Annotated in this window: 15 protein-coding genes; 6 read left to right on the top strand and 9 right to left on the bottom strand. The window is 38.6% G+C overall.

From position 1 onward, the window contains the following. The first annotated feature begins 439 nt into the window (after positions 1-439). The 5 genes from AC1DDK_RS04700 (at position 440) to AC1DDK_RS04720 (ending at position 7,686) form a co-directional block, all read left to right on the top strand. Positions 440-1,330, top strand: a complete 891-nt coding sequence (locus AC1DDK_RS04700; protein WP_288879539.1) for a FimB/Mfa2 family fimbrial subunit — start codon at positions 440-442, stop codon at positions 1,328-1,330. A 101-nt stretch (positions 1,331-1,431) separates the two neighbouring features. Next, a complete protein-coding gene (locus tag AC1DDK_RS04705) occupies positions 1,432-1,836 on the top strand; it encodes a hypothetical protein (RefSeq protein WP_477633867.1) in 405 nt (134 codons plus the stop codon). A 146-nt stretch (positions 1,837-1,982) separates the two neighbouring features. Then, entirely contained in the window at positions 1,983-3,065 is a 1,083-nt protein-coding gene (locus AC1DDK_RS04710; protein ID WP_048903825.1) for an efflux RND transporter periplasmic adaptor subunit, read from the top strand. Positions 3,066-3,092: 27 nt separating this feature from the next. Further along, complete coding sequence (locus tag AC1DDK_RS04715) at positions 3,093-6,260, top strand: efflux RND transporter permease subunit (RefSeq protein ID WP_288879536.1); 3,168 nt, start codon at positions 3,093-3,095, stop codon at positions 6,258-6,260. Further along, positions 6,253-7,686, top strand: a complete 1,434-nt coding sequence (locus AC1DDK_RS04720) for a TolC family protein (protein WP_172661052.1) — start codon at positions 6,253-6,255, stop codon at positions 7,684-7,686. Before AC1DDK_RS04715 ends, AC1DDK_RS04720 begins: the two co-directional genes overlap by 8 nt. Positions 7,687-7,759: 73 nt before the next feature. Here the strand turns inward: AC1DDK_RS04720 and AC1DDK_RS04725 are convergent, their stop codons facing one another. The 3 genes from AC1DDK_RS04725 to AC1DDK_RS04735 form a co-directional block, all read right to left on the bottom strand. Continuing rightward, positions 7,760-9,310, bottom strand: coding sequence for a sulfatase family protein (locus AC1DDK_RS04725; protein WP_288879533.1), 1,551 nt, complete (start codon positions 9,308-9,310; stop codon positions 7,760-7,762). Between the two features lie 349 nt (positions 9,311-9,659). After that, on the bottom strand, positions 9,660-11,231 hold the full coding sequence (locus tag AC1DDK_RS04730) for an ATP-binding protein (RefSeq protein WP_172661053.1): 1,572 nt from the start codon (positions 11,229-11,231) through the stop codon (positions 9,660-9,662). Between the two features lie 90 nt (positions 11,232-11,321). Next, complete coding sequence (locus tag AC1DDK_RS04735; protein ID WP_172661054.1) at positions 11,322-12,116, bottom strand: response regulator transcription factor; 795 nt, start codon at positions 12,114-12,116, stop codon at positions 11,322-11,324. A 56-nt stretch (positions 12,117-12,172) separates the two neighbouring features. Here AC1DDK_RS04735 and AC1DDK_RS04740 point away from each other — a divergent pair, with 56 nt between their 5' ends. Further along, the gene (locus AC1DDK_RS04740; protein ID WP_288879528.1) at positions 12,173-12,829 is read left to right on the top strand and encodes a DUF1349 domain-containing protein; all 657 of its coding nucleotides are present in this window, start codon (positions 12,173-12,175) and stop codon (positions 12,827-12,829) included. Positions 12,830-12,849: 20 nt separating this feature from the next. Here AC1DDK_RS04740 and AC1DDK_RS04745 read toward each other — a convergent pair whose 3' ends face one another. The 6 genes from AC1DDK_RS04745 to AC1DDK_RS04770 form a co-directional block, all read right to left on the bottom strand. Next, complete coding sequence (locus tag AC1DDK_RS04745) at positions 12,850-13,587, bottom strand: hypothetical protein (protein WP_172661056.1); 738 nt, start codon at positions 13,585-13,587, stop codon at positions 12,850-12,852. A gap of 79 nt (positions 13,588-13,666) precedes the next feature. After that, the gene (locus AC1DDK_RS04750; RefSeq protein WP_288879525.1) at positions 13,667-14,977 is read right to left on the bottom strand and encodes a vanadium-dependent haloperoxidase; all 1,311 of its coding nucleotides are present in this window, start codon (positions 14,975-14,977) and stop codon (positions 13,667-13,669) included. Between the two features lie 10 nt (positions 14,978-14,987). Continuing rightward, positions 14,988-18,335: a VCBS repeat-containing protein gene (locus AC1DDK_RS04755; protein ID WP_337715905.1), complete on the bottom strand. Its 3,348-nt coding sequence runs from the start codon at positions 18,333-18,335 to the stop codon at positions 14,988-14,990. A 55-nt stretch (positions 18,336-18,390) separates the two neighbouring features. Further along, entirely contained in the window at positions 18,391-19,725 is a 1,335-nt protein-coding gene (locus AC1DDK_RS04760; protein ID WP_288884331.1) for a cytochrome c, read from the bottom strand. Further along, positions 19,725-20,306, bottom strand: a complete 582-nt coding sequence (locus tag AC1DDK_RS04765) for a redoxin domain-containing protein (protein ID WP_288884333.1) — start codon at positions 20,304-20,306, stop codon at positions 19,725-19,727. The genes AC1DDK_RS04760 and AC1DDK_RS04765 overlap by 1 nt, the downstream gene beginning before the upstream one ends. Positions 20,307-20,363: 57 nt before the next feature. Then, positions 20,364-21,965, bottom strand: coding sequence for a SusD/RagB family nutrient-binding outer membrane lipoprotein (locus tag AC1DDK_RS04770; RefSeq protein ID WP_288884335.1), 1,602 nt, complete (start codon positions 21,963-21,965; stop codon positions 20,364-20,366). Positions 21,966-21,972 lie beyond the last annotated feature (7 nt).

Here is a 21,972-nt window from a genome sequence, read left to right on the forward strand (position 1 = left end):
TTACACAACCCGAAACAAACGTTTGCGCAACAAAAATGATACAAATGCTTTTAGGAAGCTATATTCCATTCAGCATTGCATTCAGAAAATCTCTCTTTTTCACATAGGAATTTGAAGTTTCAGAACTTCTATAAATAAGGAGTTTATTATTTTTAACAATGCTCTTAAATTTCTTCAGAGAAATTCTTAAAACACTGCAAGCCTCGGTTTGAGTGTAATACAAATCTTTGTTAATCATAATTGCGTTCTTTATAACACCAATTTAATCTGAAAACGTTCAGATTATACAGCAAACTTATTGAATGGTAATTCTCGATCTTTAAACTGCGATAAATAACAGGTTATACAGGTTATGTGATATTTATACACTTTGCTACACAATCATAAAAGTTCCATTTCTTTTCATTAAATGTTGGGTATTTTCATCTTAAAAAAGATCATGAAAAAATTAGCGTTTATCTCTTCAATTACTTTCATCCTGCTGTCATCAGCATGCAGTAAAAAAGCTGGGCAAGAAGTTCCCGAACCAAATAAAACAACCTACAAAGTGGGTCTCTCTGTTGAGAATGGAAAAACAGGCTTAGATGGTGGCACTGAAACAACATTAGTTACGCCCATAGAAAATTTAGTCAATCAATTGACCTTTATCATATTTAATTTTGACACCGGAAATGAATATTATAGATCAACTCAAACCAGCAATTTGCCTGGCATGGGAGAAATATATTTCGATTTGCCTGTTGGTAATTATATATTTATTGCGGTTGGCTCCAAATCACTTTTTGGGATCAATAAATATTACCGGGACAACGAAGTTCCTATACTATTACCTCTTGCCGAGGCAAACATGCAGTATTGGCAACCTAACCCAACAATGGCTGATAAGCATTATAAAACAGATGATACTTTTTATGCAAAATCTTCAGTAATAAGCATCGATGGAAACCAAACAATAAACCTTACCATGCAGCGGGTTGTTGGCAAACTGGAAGTACTTGTGGAAGATGTACCTGAGTTCATCGTTGATGTTAATTTCGAAGCAACAGGTTTTACATTGAAAGATCAAAAAACCTTCGGCCGTATTGATGATAATGCGGGTTACGAGGTAAGCAATGCAAATGGCCCAATCAGCATTTATATTCTGAGTACGGAAAGACCTATTCTAATTGAGATATCCGGAGGTGGTGTAAGAAAAACCCTGAGTGTACCCATTTACAGAAACAAGCGTACAATTGTGAAAGGCAAACTACTAGTCCCTTCTACATCAACCAGTTTTAAAGTTACCATTAACGATAAGTGGCTGGTTGACACTACTGTTGTTCATTTTTAAGTACTACATAGATAGGAAGAAAATTATTGACACAATTTTGACAGTTAAAAAGAGTTAGGTTACGTTAACTTTCAAGGCTAATACTATTTTTGTGGCCGAATATGAAAACTGCTGTTGTATTCTTCCTATCCMTGTGTTTCTTCCTTTTAGGAGGATCAAATCACGTTTATGCGGGCACTCATCAAAGCACAAGCAGTTATTCTGCTGTTCAAAAGGTTGAAAAATCGCAACAAACAAATCTTGTGATTGCCAATCAGGGCCTTTCAGAAGTTAAAACCAGTACCATAGGTGATAAAAAAGAAGACTTCATCAGTGTTGAAGACGAAGATGATGATCTTGTATCTGTCAGGAAATCCGTATTGCCTGCCAAGTACTTTGCAACACTTACCTATGCTTCTATTTTAATTTATTCCAACGCTTATTTCAAAAACCGCTTGCCTTTTTGCAAGCACCTTTCCTACACTTCTTCTTACAAATACATTCTACAAAGAGTTCTAAAAATATGATCAACAATACGCTTCAGTTATCGAAGTCGTGATCATACATGCCCGTAGAGGTAATTCTGGTTTCATACCCGATAACTGATGCTATTTCTCATTTCAGGGAATCTCTGATTCCTGATCATCAAATCGATTAATAATTAATTCATACTATGAAGAGAATTGCAATGCTCATGGGCTTGGGCGTTATATTATGCCATACAAGCTGTACATCTGAAAAAAAAGAAAAGGAAGAAATCAGCAAGTATGCGGTTACTACTCCTTTAAAAATTGACACCTCATTTACCAAGGAATATGTTTCACAAATAAAATCTGTAAGGAACATTGAGATTAGGGCACAAGAAAAAGGATATATGCAGAACATTTATGTTGACGAAGGTCAATCTGTAAAAGCGGGCCAGCTCTTGTTCAGGATCATGCCAAAAATGTACGAAGCAGAGTTAATGAAAGCGCAGGCTGAAGCCAAATCTGTAGAGATAGAATTACAGAATACCAAAACTCTGGCTGATAAAAATGTAGTGTCAAAAAATGAGCTGACAATGGCTCAAGCTAAACTTGATCAGGCTAAAGCTGAAGTGGCGCTAGCAAAACTACACTTGTCATTCACTGAAATCAAAGCACCATTTGATGGCACCATTGATCGCATTCCTTTGAAACTGGGAAGTCTTGTTGACGAAGGTGAATTATTGACTAACCTTTCTGATAACAGCCAGATGTTTGCCTACTTTAATGTATCTGAACCGGAGTATCTGGACTATCAGACTAATATCAAAGGTCGCGGCGACAACAAGGTAAGCCTGCTTTTGGCTAATAGCCAACCCTTGAAATATAAAGGTGAGGTAGAAACCGTTGAAAGTGAATTTGATAATGAAACAGGAAACATCGCTTTCAGGGCAAGATTCCCAAACCCTGACAAGCTTTTAAAAAATGGCGAGACAGGTAAAGTTCAAATGACAGTTCCACTTAAAGGTGCATTAATAATCCCTCAAAAAGCAACCTACGAAATTCAGGACAAAGTATATGTTTTTGTGGTTGACAAGAATGGAGTAGTGAGATCGCGGAATATTAGTATAAGCAGCAGAATGCCTGACTTGTATGTAGTAGGAAATACTCTGTCTGAAAATGACAAAATCCTACTTGAAGGTGTACAAAAGGTTAAAGATGATGATAAGATCAAATATGAATTTATAGCACCCAAGGAAGTTATTTCCCGTCTGCAATTGAAAACGGAATAGTAATTCCATCCTTAAAAAAGTAATTCTATGTTTAATAAATTCATACACAGGCCAGTCCTGTCTATAGTAATATCGCTCATTATTACATTTCTGGGTGTGTTGGCTACCACCCAATTACCGGTAACACAATTCCCTTCCATTTCTCCACCAAAGGTGAACATCACTGCGGAATATCCGGGAGCAAATGGTGAACTAATGATCAAATCAGTAATCATTCCGCTGGAACGGGCGATTAACGGTGTTCCAGGAATGAAATACATGGCATCAGATGCCGGTAATGATGGTGAAGCCACCATACAGGCCGTATTTAATCTGGGTACCGACCCCAACCAGGCATCAATAAATATTCAAAACCGTGTAGCTTCTGTTATCAATAAACTACCTCCTTTGGTGGTGCGTGAAGGTGTAAAGATTACGAGGGAAGAGTCTAATATGCTCATGTACATCAACCTGTACAGTAAAGACCCGCATATGGATCAGAAGTTTCTTTTCAACTTCGCCGACATCAACGTATTATCAGAGTTAAAAAGAGTTGATGGTGTTGGAGTTGCAGATATCCTTGGTAACCGCGAATATGCCATGAGGGTATGGTTAAAACCAGACCGTATGCTGGCTTACAAGATATCGGCCGATGAAGTTTTAAAAGCACTTGACGAGCAGAGTTTGGAAGCTTCGCCAGGTAAAACCGGAGAAAGCTCCGGTAAAAGATCTCAGGCATTTGAATATGTATTAAAATATCCCGGAAGGTTTAGTACCAAAGAGGGATATGAGAACATCATACTAAGATCATCCGCAAAAGGAGAGATACTTCACCTGAAGGATGTAGCTGATGTGGAGTTTGGAAGTTCATATTACGATCTTTATTCCAATCTTAATGGCCGACCTTCGGCTGCTATAGTTGTAAAGCAATCTTATGGAAGTAATGCGAGCCAGGTAATCAAGGACATAAAAGCTAAACTGAAGGAAATMAAATCGAGCTCATTTCCTAAAGGTGTAGATTATGAGATCAGTTATGATGTATCCAAATTCCTGGATGCTTCTATTGAAAAAGTAATACACACCCTTGTAGAGGCATTTATTCTTGTAGGATTGGTTGTATTCCTTTTCCTTGGCGACTGGCGCTCAACATTAATCCCGGCCATTGCAGTACCGGTATCTCTTATAGGAACTTTTGTATTTATGCAATTCTTTGGGATAACACTTAACCTCATCACCTTATTCGCTCTGGTGCTGGCAATAGGTATTGTGGTAGATAATGCCATTGTAGTAATTGAAGCAGTCCATGCCAAAATGGAAGAAAAGAATCTTTCGCCGCTTAAAGCCACCGAAGAAGCAATGCATGAGATTAGCGGGGCTATTATTGCGATCACTTTTGTAATGGCAGCGGTATTTATTCCTGTTGCATTTATGTCTGGCCCCGTAGGAATATTCTACAGACAGTTTTCTATTACCATGGCAACATCAATTATTTTATCAGGAGTGGTTGCACTTACCCTTACCCCTGCCCTGTGTGCAATTATGCTGAAGAATAATCATGGAAAAGCCCAAAAGAAAACGTGGCTTAATAAAGTGCTGGATGGTTTTAACAATTGGTTCAACAGGGTTTCGGGCAAGTACCAGAAGTTGTTAAGTTTAATTGTTAACAGACGGGCGGTCACTTTTATCATGTTAGTTGCCTTTTGCGCTGGTATATGGCTACTAAACAACAGCCTTCCCTCAGGTTTCATACCAAACGAAGATCAGGGGATGTTTTATGCGGTAATACAAACCCCTCCCGGTTCATCATTGGAAAGAACAAATCAAGTTGCCGAGAAGCTACAGAAAATTGCCGAAGGCATGGAAGATGTACAATCCGTTTCCTCTTTGGCGGGTTATGAGATCCTTACAGAGGGTACCGGAGCCAATTCAGGAACTTGTCTGATCAACTTGAAAAGCTGGGAGGAACGTAAACACTCTGTACAGGAGGTAATTAATGAATTGGAAGAGAAATCTAAAGATGTAACGGGGGCCACCATTGAATTTTTCCAACCACCCGCTGTACCGGGTTACGGAGCTGCTGGTGGTTTTGAGTTGCGTTTGCTGGATAAAGCCGGAACAGGTGATTACAAAAAGATGGAAACGGTGAGCAGGGATTTTGTAAAGGAACTGAGTAAACGCCCTGAATTATCATCGGTATTTACGTTTTACAGTGCCAGTTTCCCGCAATACATGCTCAAGATTGATAACGACATTGCTCAGCAAAAAGGAGTAACTATTGAGAATGCGATGAATACGCTTTCTACATTAGTGGGAAGTAACTATGAAACCAGCTTTATCAAATACGATAGGCAATACAAAGTGATGGTGCAGGCCTTGCCACAATACCGGGCCTTACCTGAAGATGTTCTGAAACTATATGTGAAGAATAACCGTGACGAGATGGTGCCATTCTCGGCCTTCATGAAAATTGAGAAGGTTTACGGATTATCAGAGATCACCAGACACAACATGTATAATGCATCAGAGATTAGTGGTTCCTCTGCGCCAGGCTATAGTAGTGGTTCAGCAATTAATGCAGTATCGGAAGTGGCTAAAACCAGTTTACCAAGAGGATTCTCGATTGACTGGGCAGGTATTTCCAAAGACGAGGTTGCCCGTGGAAATGAAGCGATCTATATCTTCATCATCTGCCTTGTTTTCGTGTATATGCTCCTTGCTGCACAGTATGAGAGCTTTATTTTACCATTCCCTGTAATTCTTTCACTTCCGGCCGGAATTTTCGGAGCATTCCTCTTGTTGAAATTATTCGGGTTAGAGAATAACATATATGCTCAGGTGGCTATGGTTATGCTTATCGGTCTGCTGGGTAAGAATGCTGTATTGATCATAGAGTTTGCCGTTCAGAAACACAGGGCAGGAAGCTCAGTACTTCAGGCGGCTATTGAAGGTTCGGCCGTAAGGTTCCGCCCTATTCTGATGACTTCCTTTGCATTTATTGCCGGATTGATCCCATTGGTTTTTGCTTCCGGACCGGGTGCAACAGGTAACAGGACAATCGGATCGGCTGCTGCCGGAGGTATGCTTTTCGGAACTGTTTTCGGTGTTCTTATCATACCGGGATTGTACTACATCTTCGGCAAAATCTCAGAAAAATATGCTCTTGTTAAAAATGAAGAAGAAAATCCTTTAACTGAAGAAATTGATCACAATGTATAAACACAAGATATATAAATGCATTGGCCTGGTGGGTATTTGCCTGGCCGTTGCAAGCTGTAAGGTCCCTGCGTTCATGCAGTCTGCTGAAAACAAATCTGTTCCCGAATCTTATAATGACAACAGGGATACCACCAATATGGCTGCGCTTGAATGGAGGCGCTTTTTTACCGACCCAAATTTGGTGAATCTGATTGACACGGCCCTTAAACATAACCAGGAGTTGAGTATAACACTTCAGGAAGTGGAAATAGCCAAGAACGACATCAAATTTAAACAGGGAGCGCTTTTACCAACCGTAGGTGCAAAGCTTGGCTTGGGTGTTGAAAAAGTAGGAAGGTACACCAGCCAGGGTGCGGGTGATGCTTCAACAGAAATTGCCCCGGGAAAAGAAACTCCAGACCCACTGATGGACTATACCGCTGCAGTGTATGCAAACTGGGAAGTAGATATTTGGAAAAAACTCCGTAACTCTAAGAAAGCTGCAATTAGCAGATACTTATCTACCGTAGAGGGCAAAAATTTTGTGCTGACTAATTTAATTGCTGAGGTTGCCAACTCTTATTATGAATTGCTGGCTTTGGATAATCAGTTAGAGATTGTTAAACAGAACATCCAGCTTCAAAAGGATGCCCTTGAGATAGTAAAAATTCAAAAACAAGCAACCAGGGTAACCGAATTAGCTGTTCAGAAATTTAAAGCGGAAGTACTGAATTCTCAAAGTTTGGAGTTTGACATTCTTCAAAAGATCAAGGAGGGTGAAAACAAGATCAATTTTTTACTTGGTCGATTCCCTCAGGAAATCCCAAGAGATCATGGCAATTTTCTGAACCTCTTGCCTCCGGCAGTTCGCACAGGTATTCCATCGCAGCTGCTGGCCAACAGACCAGACATTAAACAAGCAGAACTGGAGCTGGCTGCTGCGAAATTAGATGTAAAAGTAGCAAAAGCGGAATTCTATCCTTCACTCGATATTTCCGCAGCGTTCGGGTTTCAGGCATTTAACCCATCTTATCTGGTGAAATCGCCCGAATCAATGCTGTATTCACTTGCCGGAGATCTTGCTGGCCCGCTAATTAATAGAAACGGAATTAAGGCAGAGTTTAAAAATGCAAACTTGCGTCAGCTTCAGGCCATGTATAACTATGAGCGAACAATTTTAAATGGATACTTAGAAGTTTCTACTCAAATGTCGAATATAGATAACCTGGAAAAGAGTTTTCGTTTGAAGTCTGACCAGGTAGATGCACTCAACAAATCTATTGATATCTCCAATGACTTATTTAAATCGGCAAGGGCAGATTATCTGGAAGTGCTAATGACCCAGCGGGATGCCCTGGAGTCAAAACTGGAACTCATAGAAACAAAAAAGAACCAGCTCAGTGCTGTAACCAATATCTATCAGGAACTTGGTGGTGGTTGGAAATAACAACAATTTCTTATAAAAAGAGCCGGTCTAAAATTTTAGACCGGCTTTTTTTCTTTTAATCAATAACTTGATCTTATCTTTCGTTCAAGATTTGCAACGCATCCTGATCTTCAAATTTATTGATTTGCCTGTTTAGCTCTTGATATAAGTCGGCAGTGATGGTTTCGTATCCTTTTTTCCCATATTTATTATCCATTTCATGTGGATCTTTTTGCAGATCGTACAACTCCCACCCTACTACACGCTTATAGAACCGGATCAACTTGTACCTCTTTGTGCGAATCCCGAAATGAGGGGAAACTGAATGCTCACCATTTTCATAATAATGATAGTATAAAACCTGTCTGCCTTTATCAGCATGGTTTTTTAAGGCCGGCAACATAGATATGCCTTGTATATCTTTTGGGATAGGCAACCCCGCAGCATCAAGTACGGTTGGGGCAATGTCCAGGTTCATCACAAAACGATTGGAAACAGTGCCTGCTTTTACCTGGCCGGGGTATCGCATAACCATAGGGGTACGGAATGACTCCTCATAAATCCAACGTTTATCAAACCATCCGTGTTCTCCCATATAAAATCCCTGATCAGACAGATAGATTACAATAGTATTCTTGCTCAGACCATGTTGATCCAGGTAGTCCAGTGTGCGCCCGATGTTTCGGTCCAGGGAGGTTGCAGTACTTAAGTAATCGCGCATATAACGTTGGAATTTCCATTCGGTAAGTGCTTTTCCCTGTAATTTCAATGCATTAAATTGTGCTTCTATAGGCTTATAATAAGCATCAACTTTAGCACGCTGGGCGGCGTTCATCCTACTAAAATTACCATCTTTATTCTCCTTATCATCAGAACCGAACATCTTTAGGTCATACCCCATTAGCATGGTCTTTTCAATGGACATGTCCTGTATCTCGGCAGCTTTTCTGTTTTGGTAGGTATCGTAAAAATTGGCCGGAAGCGGAAAGTTAACCTTATCAAAGCGCCCCAGATCAGCAGTATCTGGCAACCAAACACGATGTGTGGCCTTATGTCCGATAACAAGGCAAAATGGTTTGGATTCGTCTCTTTTATCCAACCAGTTTTCAGCTTCATCCGTAATTACATTGGTTACGTAGCCGTCAATTCTTTTTTTGCTACCGTCCATCATGTCAAAATCCGGATTGAAATATTGTCCCTGATTAGGCAATACCTGCCAAAAATCAAAACCCTGGGGTTTGCTTTCCAGATGCCATTTGCCAATCCATGCAGTCTGATAGCCGCCTCTCTGCAACTGCTTTGCAAAGGAGTCCTGGTCGCCATTAAAAACTGAACTTTCATTATCTTTAAATCCATTTTTATGACTGTATTTTCCAGTCAGGATTACTGCCCTGCTGGGACCACAAATGGAGTTGGTTACATATGCCTTATCAAAACGAACCCCTTCATTTGCAATCCGGTCTATATTGGGGGTTTTCATCAATTTACTACCATAGGCGCTTATGGTCTGATAGGCATGATCATCTGAAATGATAATCACAATATTTGGTCGTTTTGCCGCAGTTCCCCTTTGCTGCTTTTGTGCAAACAGATGCATACAACTATTAACTAATGCAAGGAGTAGTAAGGTCTTAATTAATTTCATTTGATTTCCATATTGTTATATAAAAGGAGGCTGAGGTAAACAAATTCCTTCCGGCTCCGCCTAATCTTTTGGAATGGAAATATAACTTATTGTTAAGCCTTGTCCAATCTTTTTCTGTTTTTGGTAACCATTGCCTAAATAATTGATTTTTATTTACCATCGTTAATCCAACAACAACATTGCCGGTTTAGAATAACTTTCGCATACCCATATCGCCATAAATTTGTAGTATGGAACAGAATCAAAGATAAAGTATGCCAGTTTGGGCCTTCGTTTATTAAGGTTGTAAAAGATTAATTTTAGCCGGCTAATTCCATTGGTTGAATGAAGGATACAATCTTGAAATTGATTAATCAGAAATTAAGGGTAAACTAAAAGAAAAAACAGAACCTTTTCCCCACTCACTTTCTGCATAGATTTCTCCATCATGAAAATGAATTAGCTCCCAGCAGAGGTACAACCCTATCCCAAACCCGGAAATGGATCGGCCCTGTTCATCATTCACCCGATAAAAACGTTCAAATACATGAGGGAGGTCCTCTTCTTTTATGCCCAAGCCCTGGTCAGACACACAAATTATAGCTTTACCGTCTTCTTTATGGCAGCTCAGGGCTACGGGCATCCCTCCCACGTTATATTTTATGGCATTACTGACCAGGTTATTGATTACCTGACCAATCTTTTCCCGATCGGCCATGACTGTTAAATCTGGACCAGGCTTAAAATGAAGGGGGGTAATGATAACAGGTGCAAAAAAGGTTTCCAGCACTTCCAAAATCAGATCGTTGATCAGAAATTCTTTCTTATCCAGGTGTATTTTACCAGAATCTAAACGGGAGACATCCAGGAAGCTGTTTATAAGGCCTGCCATTTTATTCACTTGGGTATCGAGTTTAATCAGCGTCGCTGCACTGAATTCATCAGATTTGATATTCGCTTTTCGCATCAACACCTGCACATAAGCTTTTAATGAGGTTAATGGTGTTTTCAGTTCATGACTGACCATCGCAATAAAGTCATTTTTTCGGACCTCATCTTTCTTTTGCTCCGTAATATCCTGCAATATGCCACTGAATCGAATGGCCTGCAAATCCGTGTTAAATAATGCTTTCCCTTTAGCGCGTACATGCCTGGGGATAGGATTGTCAGGAGGCTGAATGATATAATCGATGTCATAACTTCCTCCGGAACTATAAGTCATCGCCTCGCCGATGGCATCCAATACACGCGGACGATCGGCTTCAGCAATAATACTTGTCGCCTTAGGCAGTTCAACTTCATCGTCCGCAGACAAGCCGAACCAAGCTTTTAGCCGTTGGTTTCCAATAAACCTATTGGTTTGTGGATTAAGATCCCATGTGCCAAGTTCTGCAGCCTCAATTGCAAATTCCAATTCCTTTTTGGCTTGTTCAACTTCATCATAGGCTTTTACCTTTTTAGTCGTTTCAGAACAAATGACCAATACCCCGCCAACGGCTCCGTTTTCGTCATCCACACCACTGTAGCTGAAAGTCCAGTAAACATCCTCTACTCTGCCATTGCGATAGATAGGAATGAGTTGATCTTCGCTCCAGGTAGACGCTCCTCCTCCCATAACCTGATCGATCAACGGCTTTATAGTAGGCCAAATTTCCGGCCAACATTCCGCACCCTTTTGTCCCAATGCGACAGGATGTTTCCCTTCATTACCGAGGCTTGGGCGGTAAGCATCATTGTAAAACTGAATGAGTTCTTTCCCCCACCACAAAAACATTGGAAACTTTGATCTGAGGATAATATTTACGGTGGTCAGCAAACTTTGCGGCCATTTTTCCGGACTACCTAAAACAGACTTTGACCAGTCAAAGTTCCGGGTAAGTTCTCCCATCTCACCCCCGTCTTTAAAATACTTGGCATTTGCTGATAAACTGGATCTGGTCAATGTGCTGAGCGTTTAATAAGTAAATAATGAAAAATCGGTTCAAAATCATGCCAAAACATTCCGAATGTCCCTTGTTTATTAATCCATTCTCTATGGCCGATGTAGTAGACCCGCAGCATCGGCAACCCTGCAGGCTTCCATTGCGTTGTTTACATTGAGTTTCTGAAAAATATTCTGCCTGTGCCTGTTCACAGTATGGATACTCAGAGACAGTTTACTGGCTATCTCTTTACTCCTTAACCCCTGGTTAATAAGGTGAAGAATCTGTCCTTCTCGTATAGAGAGTATGTCTTCGAACCGTCCCTGCTCACTATCTACTATTGTACCTGTACCGGAATTAATGATAAGACCTTCAGGGACGTCAAATCCAGGATGATCATACACCACGTTGTATAAACAGAGGGTTAACCAAACATCCCCTTCTTTGGTACTGCTAAGGTAAAGCAGACGATGTTTGATCATGACATATTTTCCTTCGCTGTTTCTTATCCGTAACCTTGTGATCAGACTGTAATTGAGACGATCAGCTAAGTCAATAGATTTAATTAGCTGGAAAAATTTAAATTCCAGTCTGTACTTCTTTTGAAGATCTTCAGGATGAACCCGGGCTAACAGTTCATCTTCCCAGATTGAATTTATTTCTGTTCGCGTGGGTTCAAAACCAAGTTGACGGGCAACTCCACCAGGATAGATATAACTTTTTCTTGCCCTCATATCACTCAATACGCTGATGGCATTTTCTAGTTTTGAATACATTCCAGCGATTATTTTGCCGTCATCGAGTAGCAGATCAGGTTGAAGTTTACCAGAAATTGGTTGAGAAAATAGTTTTATGTCAAGCAAATCACGCATCTCTTTGGTGTATTGATGGTTATTTATAGCCATTTGTGTAAGATTAGCAAACTGTAAATTTGGAGTGCACAAGTTAAGCTTTCGAAGCTATGAAAAATATAAAAAAAACCTTACTGGCGATTACGCTAATGCTGAGTTTCAGCGAAATCAGTGCCCAGAGTCTGGAGAAAATGAATTGGTATAATGAACCGGAACGATGGCAGATCAAAGACGGCAGCTTAATTATGCAGGTAACACCCAAAACTGATTATTGGCGAATATCACATTATGGTTTCACGGTTGACGATGCGCCTTTTTATTACAGCACTTACGGTGGCGAGTTTGAAACAAAGGTAAAGTTAACAGGTGATTACAAAGCCCGATTCGATCAAATGGGACTTATGATTCGTATTGATCAAAAAAACTATATTAAAACCGGGGTTGAATTTGTGGATGGTAAATTTAATATCAGTACAGTGGTGACCAATGAAAAGAGTGACTGGAGCGTGACCACACTTAACAAGATGCCTCCTTTTATTTGGATTAAGGCATTACGGAGATTGGATGCTATCGAGATTTATTATTCTTTTGATGATAAAAACTATATCATGACCCGCAATGCTCCGTTACAGGACAATACTCCTGTTATGGTTGGCCTTATGGCTGCCTCTCCTGATGGAAACGGCTTTGAGGCCCGGTTTGAAAATTTCTCTGTAAAACATCTTCCCGATCAACGACGCGCAGAGTGGCTTAAACAACATCAATAACCTTACTTTAAAATGAGAAACTAAAACTTAATCAGTAATTCTTCAATAATCAGTTTATCATTGTTGTAGTATTCAAAGAACCACTTCCCGTCTTTTTTTAGTACCATACCTTTGTGCTGACTACCCTCGGCAATAAAACAATTCTCAACAGAAGTTTTAAATAGGGTCAGCATTTTTTTCGGTGTGGTATCGACCAACTGAAAACCAGTTGTCGTTACCTGGGCATATAGTGTACCTGATGGCTCGGTAGTTTCAGCCCCTGCTGCCTGTTGATTTGCCGGCGCAGCAACGACCTCGGGTGCTTTTACACTTTCAGCCATCTGGACATCACCTGAAAAAGCATAGGGAAGTTCATTGAAAGAAATAAAGGCGTTTTGTAAKGCCTCCTGATAAGCCGCAGTAAAATCCTTTTCCTTACTTTTACCTTCCTCGCCCTTGAAAACTACGTTACCCTGACAGTCTTTTAATATCAGCGTAAGTCTGGTGGTAAACATTCCTTTTTTTTCTGTAAGATCTGCAGTCATTGCCTTACATTTGTTAGCGGCGATTTCCACCGGCAAATTTTCATTATCAAAATAAACCGTAAACCCTTTTTCTTCCAACAACTTCCTGGTCAGGTTGTTCAGACCATACTTGTTCACTTCTTTAAAGAAACTGAATTGCTCAGGCACCAGTATGTATTTGTAGTTATTGATCGTGTTTTGTGTATACCCCGACAGCGCGGTGAATAATAAGAGTAGTAAAAGGTATCTTTTCATCCTGCAAAATTCTAAGATTGTAAAGATAAGGTATTGGCTTGGTGCTTTCAAACGGTTGAATCTCGACTGTGTTCTTAAATTATTTTTTTTGCATTATAATTTTTTCTGTCTGATGCTTCCCAATATCCCTCCCCTGAATTTGGCCATTTTCAATAGCCGGCCTATAATGAATTCCACCGTAAAGCCTACTGATAGCCGCTTCTTTAGCCGCCTGATCAAAAGAAGTAAAGCTTCTTATTGGTAATCCATAATCAACCTCTGTATTGTCTTGAAATTTAAAATTATCTCCAAATATTTTAGTTAGAATATAGGCTGCTGATGTTGAAGCAACACTATGCCCACTTGGGTATTCTGGGAATGGTGGCGTTTGCAGAATTGGCTGCCAATTTTCATCAATATTAGAATTTATAAATGTTTCCGGCCGGATATAGTTGCTCCTGTATTTTTCATCCCAACAACTAATAAACGCATCAAACAATGCAATACATGTAGACGTGTATGCAAAACTACTTTGTATATAATTAAAAGTTTTCAGTTTGCAGGCAATGCCAGCAATAGAAATCCAATGTGCTCCTGGTGATATCTTTTTCGTTGCATAATTCATATGTCCATTTACATTTAAAAAGAAAGGATTGCAATCCCAAAATTTTGCAATGTTTAATTGTTCATCATTTAGGTTTTTACCCGTTAGATAAACCTCATTGGCAGTTTTGTAAAAGGCACTATTTTTATCCCTACTATAAGCCGGAGGAGGAGAAGGTTTAAATTGATCGGCCGTTTTCATACATAGTGGTCTTATTTTATTCCAATAAGGTTCCACTGCCGCCATATAACCAGGTGGAGTAGGTGCCCAACTACCTTCTTTTTTAACAATACTATAACGTCTTAATTTACGTGTTTCTTTATACTGATCCTGATCAACCCACCTTAATATAGAATCTGACACCTTTTTACCATATAAAATTGAGTTCTGAACTACAGTTTCAGGATATCCTTTTATTTTATACCACAAAAGGATACTGTTTAAACTATCTAAAGCTACCTGATCGGAGAATACAAGCCGTTTTGCAACCTGCCAATATGCGTAGGTAGCAGCTAGTGAATAGCTAATTTGTTTGTTGTCGGCGTTTGGAATTCCATTAAAGCCGTTCAATTGTCCTTTTAAGGATTGAAACTGACTATTACTCTTAGCCTGAATTTCATATGCGGCAATGTTTGAATAAACAAATATTCTACTCGCAACAGGTGGAGAAAATATATCGCTTACAATAATATCAGAAAGGGCTTTTTGAGATCTGTGCAGAGGAAAGGGATCATTTTCAATTTTGCTCCACTGCCCATTTGCACCTGTAGAAATACAAAAAATAAATAAAAACAAGTATATCTTCATGCTGTTCGATTTAATTAGCAGCCTTTAAAAGCTGAACTTTATCATTATTTTTAACGATAATAATTTTTTTGGTTTCTCCTTTAATCTCAATCATATTTCTAACGTCTCCATCTATATACAGCCCCGAATCGTAAGGAGACATTGGTTTAAAATCACCTTTGCCATTTCCAATTAAAAGTAAACCCAAACCAGCATCTGCCTGACCTAGCTGAACCCGATAGGGATAAAAATTTCCACTCAAAAGGAGATCATCTTTTCCATCCTTGTTAAAATCATCTACAACTATACCCCATGTTCTGGAAAACTGCGCTTCGATCGGAAGGGGCTTAATGGTAAACTTCCCGGTTCCATCATTTAACAAAATTGATGTTTCGAGTTGTTTGCAGTAAAATTTCTGACTTTGGTTTAACTGCTCCGGTGTAAATAACTTATCTATAGTTATGTCCGAATAGGAACTATAACTTAAAAACCGTTTTTTTAATTGAACCATCTGATCAAGTAGTTCATCTCTAGATGCCATTGGATAGTTTTCTCCCTGAATGTAGTAACACATAATTGGATCTAATACGCCATCATTATTAAAATCTGAAGCATAGATGGTCATTGGTTGCTTACTATTCGCTTTAAATTGATTGTTTAAACCACAATTCCCTACAACGAAATCAATTGCTCCATCATTATTCACATCCATTGGTACGATCTTACTCCACATACCGTCTGAATTTTCTAAGCCCGAGTCTTTATCATATTTCAAAACCCCATTCTCATTTTTAAACTTCTTTAACGACATCCAGTCTCCGCCAATTAACAATTCTGGATATCCATCTTTATTCAAATCCTGCCAACAAGATGTAACAACCATTCCCGCGTACTCCAAATCGGGAGAAAGTTGGCTGGTTACGTCGCTAAATTTTACTTCCCCTCCTTTTGATTCATTTCGCAGCAAATAGCTTTTACTACATAGCGGGAAAGAGCCCGGTTTACTCATTCCGCCAACAAAAACATCTAAATCTCCATCCTTATCAAAGTCAACAACGCTAATAGCCTGTTTACTACTCCACATTTTCGGCAATGCGTCTTTAGCTTTGTGAAAAATACCTTTCCCATCATTTAGATATAATCGATCCTGATATTCAGGCGCGTTTTCATCATATTCATTTCCACCGCTTACCACCCAAAGATCAGGAGCCCCATCGCCATTTGCATCAAAAAAAACTGCATTTACATCTTCACTCACTTTGTCTTCATCCCAAGGTTGATTTGGCGAGGGATTAAAGTTTCCTTCTTTATTACCTAAGAATAATTGACCTGTCTGTCCAATTGCCCCTCCTATAAAAACATCTTCTATTCCATCTTTATTAACATCTGCCTTGGCTAAAGCAGGGCCGAATTTTGATAGCTGATAAGGTAAAAGCGTTTCGACTTTAAAGTCTATAAAATCATTCTCATTATGTTTAAATTCTAGTCCCGATTCTAGTTTGTTATCTACAAACAAGGGTTTTGTTTTAGTAATATTCTCTTTTTTGATTACCGCATCCTTCTGATTGAAAGTTAATGTTCGGTTCGATTGTATGTTTTCAATAAAGCTCTCTTTTCCATCAGGCCAAATGACCCTAACGGAATTTATTTCAGTATTTTTACCTACACCAAAACAATTTGTTTGACTTACACTAGATTGATAACCACGTACCACATATTTTTCCTGATACTGTATGTTATCTTTTGTTTTAACATAAATTTTAGCTCCTATTGCAGCCGTATTTAACCCTGTACCGACAAGCTCAATTTTCAAATAGTTGGGTTTTAGTAATTCTGAGTTATTTTTATACACCATTACAGGTGAGTTTATATTACAAACAATCAAGTCCAGATCACCGTCATTATCTAAATCAGCATAAGCGGCACCATTGGAAACAGAAGGCTCTGAAACTCCCCACTCTGCCGTTTTGTTACTAAAAGTTAAATCATGATTGTTAGAAAAAATATAATTTGAAATTTTGTTTGAGGGCATTTTTTTTACCAAATCGAAAGTTTGAAACTTTAAATTCCCTTGTTTAAGCGATTCTTTTTGTGCACTGGCAACTGTATATTTTAAGAAATCCATGTCGGTAAAATCTCTTAAATAACCATTGGATATAAATAAATCTTTCCAGCCATCGTTGTCAAAATCTGCAAATAACGATGCCCAACTCCAATCTGTATTAGAAACACCTGCCAACTGACCTATTTCACTAAAGCGCAAGCTACCATCCTGCGCCACACCTTCATTTAAGTGTAGCATATTTCTCATTTGCTGGTTATAATATCCACTGTCTAACAATAAGTGATATTGATCGTATTCATCCGGCCCTTTAAGCAGTTTTTGCCTGTGGTTATCTTCTGGCAGCATGTCAAGAGTCAAGATATCCGGTCTTCCATCATTGTTATAATCGGCAATGTCCGAACCCATTGAATATTTTGAGATGTGTTTAATTGATTTCCGGATACTTTCCGAAAAAGTTCCATTCTTATTATTGATGTAAAGGCAATCTTGTTCGGTATAGTCACTTGAGGTATAAATATCTGGCCAGCCATCATTGTTTAAATCGCTTACCGCTACACTTAGCCCAAAATTTAAGGCATTGTTTATAATCCCTGAGGCTAAAGTAACGTCTACAAAATGAGGTTGATTATTTTTAGAATCATTTCTAAATAAACGATTCCCGTATTTCATATTTGGGGTAGATCGTACTTTTTTAGTATTTAAAAAAGGCTTATAAGTTTGGTTGGAATGATTTAGCAAAAACATATCTAAATCACCATCATTGTCATAATCAAAAAAAACGGCCTGTGTGGATTGAGTTCCTATTGCATCAAGACCATAAGTTTCGGCCATGTTTTTAAAAATAGGTATACCTCCTTTAATTCCCTGATTAATAAACAATTCATTTTTGAGTTTATCATCAGGAAATTTTCCTGAATGACAAACATATATATCAGGCAAACCGTCTCCATTTACATCTGCTATGCTTACTCCTGTGGCCCAGGTGCCATTTCCTTTTACACCTGCTTTATTGGTAATATCTTCGAACTTTAAATTACCCTTATTAAGGTATAATTTATAATCTCCGGCATTTGCCGAAAAAAAAATGTCAGGCAAACCATCACCATTAAAATCCGCTACTCCAACTCCCGACCCGTTATACAAATATTCATAATTCATCACATGTAATGAATCGGTTTCAATTACCCTATTTACAAAACTGATATTTGTTTCTTTTGCTGGTAGCAAGGAAAATAAAGGCTGTTGCCCATTGGCATTGTTAACAACAGCTAGTACTGAGAAGAAAAGTGCAGATAGCCATATCTTTATTTTCATGGTATTTTTTTTTTAAATCAACCTAAAGTATTATTACATGGGTAGCTGCAAATCTTTATTTTAGTTCTATTTGTTCGTCATTTTCTTTATAAGGTAAAAATACAAGCAACATGGTCATCATCTCATCGGTTGACTTCATGTCATTGGCCGAATAAACGTTTCGAGGCGGACTACTGGGATTGTTAGGGTTACTCTTTGTATTATCATAAGTACCCTCTATGGTTAATACAGAGCCCTTGGGAATTTTTACTAAACTTTTAAATTGGTAAATTTCTTGCCATCTAAAATCCCAGGATGGGATTGAAACGAGCTGTATTGTGTCTTGCTGAGGCGTTACCGCATATGATTTGAATATTTTACCCAAGTAATGCATATGTGGCCAAATGTATAGTAAAGATTGATCTTGTGGTGTTGTGATTTTTAGTTCGAACTTTCTTACAGAATCGGCCGGGATGAAAAAATAAGGCTCGATAGCGTTTTCGCCTACACCGGCAGAACCTAAGCTAATCACCTCAACTTTTCGTTCTATTGGTGTTTTTTTGAAAAAGAAATTTATTCCGGAAATACTTTCTTCGTCTTTTGATACCGGAGCATAATGTATGGTTAATAAGATGACACCCCGTTTAGGCATAACCCAACCAAAATTATTGGGATAAGATTCATAGGACGTTCCTGGAATCCATCCACCATAATAGGTCATTGTTTTTTTAAAAGGAAAATACTGCGAATATTTGGTCCTGTCATCCTCTGTTAAGTTTAAAAAATCAGCACCCTGGTTAATTTCAATATCATCTGCTACAGGGTGAATGGCAAAGTTAGCGTGATGTATTACTTTTTTATTGGATGAAAAAAACTCCATTGCTTCGACGTTATTTTCAGCACCAATGTTAAAAGGAATTTTAAAAACAATAAACCGCTCCTTATTATCGCCAATAACTTTAAATGGTTTAATTGTTTGTAAAACAAGATCAGGCTTCCTGGAATACTGGGTCCCTTCAATAAATGTTTTAACTGCAGTTTTTGGCGTTTCGCTAATATTGCCCATTGGCATTTTTGCGTCAACCCACTTGGCTATAGTTAGCTTTTCTTCATTCGTTAATGACCTATCATTCTTAAATAGTCTGTAATGGTTATCTGGTTTCCATGGCGGCATATAACCAGATTGTGTTACCTTTTTAATAAAAGAGCCTCTTTTTGCAACATCCTCATAAGTTAATAAAGAAAATGGAGCAGACTCCCCAGGCCTATGGCAGGATTGACACTTATTTTGAATAATGGGTGCAACATCTTTATAGTAAGTTATTTTTTGGGCATTTACGTTATTTGCGCAAATGAATAACCCAATTACAATGGTAATAATTTTTGAAAGTAGTAAAGATTTTGAGCTCATTATATATCGTTGATTAGGCACCCAACAGGAATAGTTTTTTTAAATGTTTGTTTACCATTTAACTGGTCTTTTATAGCTTGTTCAAGATATTTCTCAGTAATTACCAAGCGTTTTTGTCCTAGCGAGGTAGCCCAGTTATCGATTAGTCCACTATAGGTTATTGCACCCATTTTATTGATTAAAAAAACTTCAGGTGTTGTGGTTGCACCTAAATATTTTGACAATCGTTTCTCTCTGTCAGTTAATAAACTGAAGTTGATCCCGTATTCATTTTTAAGTTCATTTATTTCTTTTAATGAATAACTGGTACCCGGGATTATACCATAAAAATTGATGCTTTTATTAGCATTGTGAAGTTTTACCAAACCGGGTAAATAGTTTTTACATAATGGACATTCGGGGCTTAAAAAAACAAAAACCACTGCCTTACTTAAATTAATTCGACTTTCTTTACCGCCTAAATCAATCAATTTAATCGAATTTATTTTTGCAGGAGAGATCATTTTTTCCTGAGCCTTTATAACAACAGGGAAAATGGCTAAGGAGAGCAAAAAACTTAATCGAAAAATAAACGGCCTCATGGTTTTTGATTAAAAAAAGCCCTTAATAAAATTATTAAGGGCTTTATAATTTAACAATTATTTTTTATCCCACCAAACACGACCAAAAGCATCATTTGGACCGGTTCCAAAATCTGGATTTTTAGCCATTTCTGCCAATGCAGTTTGCTGATTTGCATAATTTAAGTTGGTTGGACTTAGCAAGTCTATACCAGCTCTACGCGCTAAAACTAGCGGTGTCCCATTGGCCTTTAGTTCAGACCATGCCAAAACAGACGTAGTATTAGGAAAACCAGTTCTTTTCCACCAGGCCCAGGCTTCTAATGGTTGTCTGAAAAAATCCAAATAAGCCTGACAAGCGATTTGTTCAGTAGCTTTAGCCGCATCAAATTTAACTCCAGCTTTATTGTAATAAGCATCAATTGCCGGAGCGGTTACGGCGGTAAAATCTTTTACATTCGCATCAACAGCTCTGTCACTGTAAAATTTAATAGATGCATATACGCCATTTTTATACCATGTTTCAGCAACGTCTGTAGTAACACCGCGGGCTGCAAGATCAGCACGTAGAAAACAATATTCGGCATATGTTAGCACGGGGAAAAAACCTTTGCCTGTACCAGCTTTCAAGCCATCATTATTGTCATAATTAGGTGTAAATAACCGGTGTTGCAGCTGCGATAAATTATCTATCGAAGCATACAGTGGCTTATTTGCAGGTAATTTTGCTTCATCAGGACTGGTAAAACTTCCCACATAATTTCCAGCTGCATTCGGACGATAATATATCGCTAATCTAGGATCCCCTTTGGCAACAAGAAAGTCTAAAACAGGTTTACCTGCTGCAAAGTTTGCTGGGTTAAAGTTTCCATTTGCATTTGCATAAGATGGTCCAACCTTAAGCATCCAGGAATCATTAACATTTGCCATTTGCACTGGATCTGCTAATACTTCAGTTGCAATTGTTTTCATTTTGGCTGGGTCAACTTTCATTAAGCGAATGGCTATTTTCAAACGTAATGCATTTGCTGCTTTAGCCCAAAGTGTTGCATCGCCATTGAAATACGGGTCATTTCCGCCAAGACTGATCTGACCTGTAGCCGAGCCTTTTAAAGTCGCTACAGCTGCTTTCAGCTCTTCATCTACTTTTGCAAATATTTGCTGTTGGGTTTCATATCCCGGGGTTTTAGTGCCGCCATACCTCGCTTGAAAAGCTTCAGTATAAGGAATACTTCCATTGATGTCACTCACATAAAATGCATAATATGATAAGAGTATTTGTGAAATTGCTTTCATCTGTACCCTTGCATTTTTATCAGCATCAGGCATTGATTCTATGTTTCTTATCCCATCAGCTAAAGCCGGGCCTAATCTGCCATAAAATATTTTACCGTAACGCGTATTAAATTGCGAGCCAACATTATTAAAGTTCAATCCGTTCCCAGTGCTTAACGTACTGTACTGCATCCAAAGGTTTGCGGCACGGTACACATCTGCAAAGTACTCGAAATCATCTTGAGAGCCTACTGCAGCTCTAAGAAATTGATCTTCGGGCTTAACTTCGTATATTGTATTAGGGTTTAAATTTGCCTTTACAAAGCTTTCCTTTTTACAACCGCTCATTGCAAGCAGGGTTGAACCCATAAGGAAAAAATATTTTGCTTTATTTATAATTTTCATATCTGTA

The organism is Pedobacter sp. 05T44, from assembly GCF_056395985.1.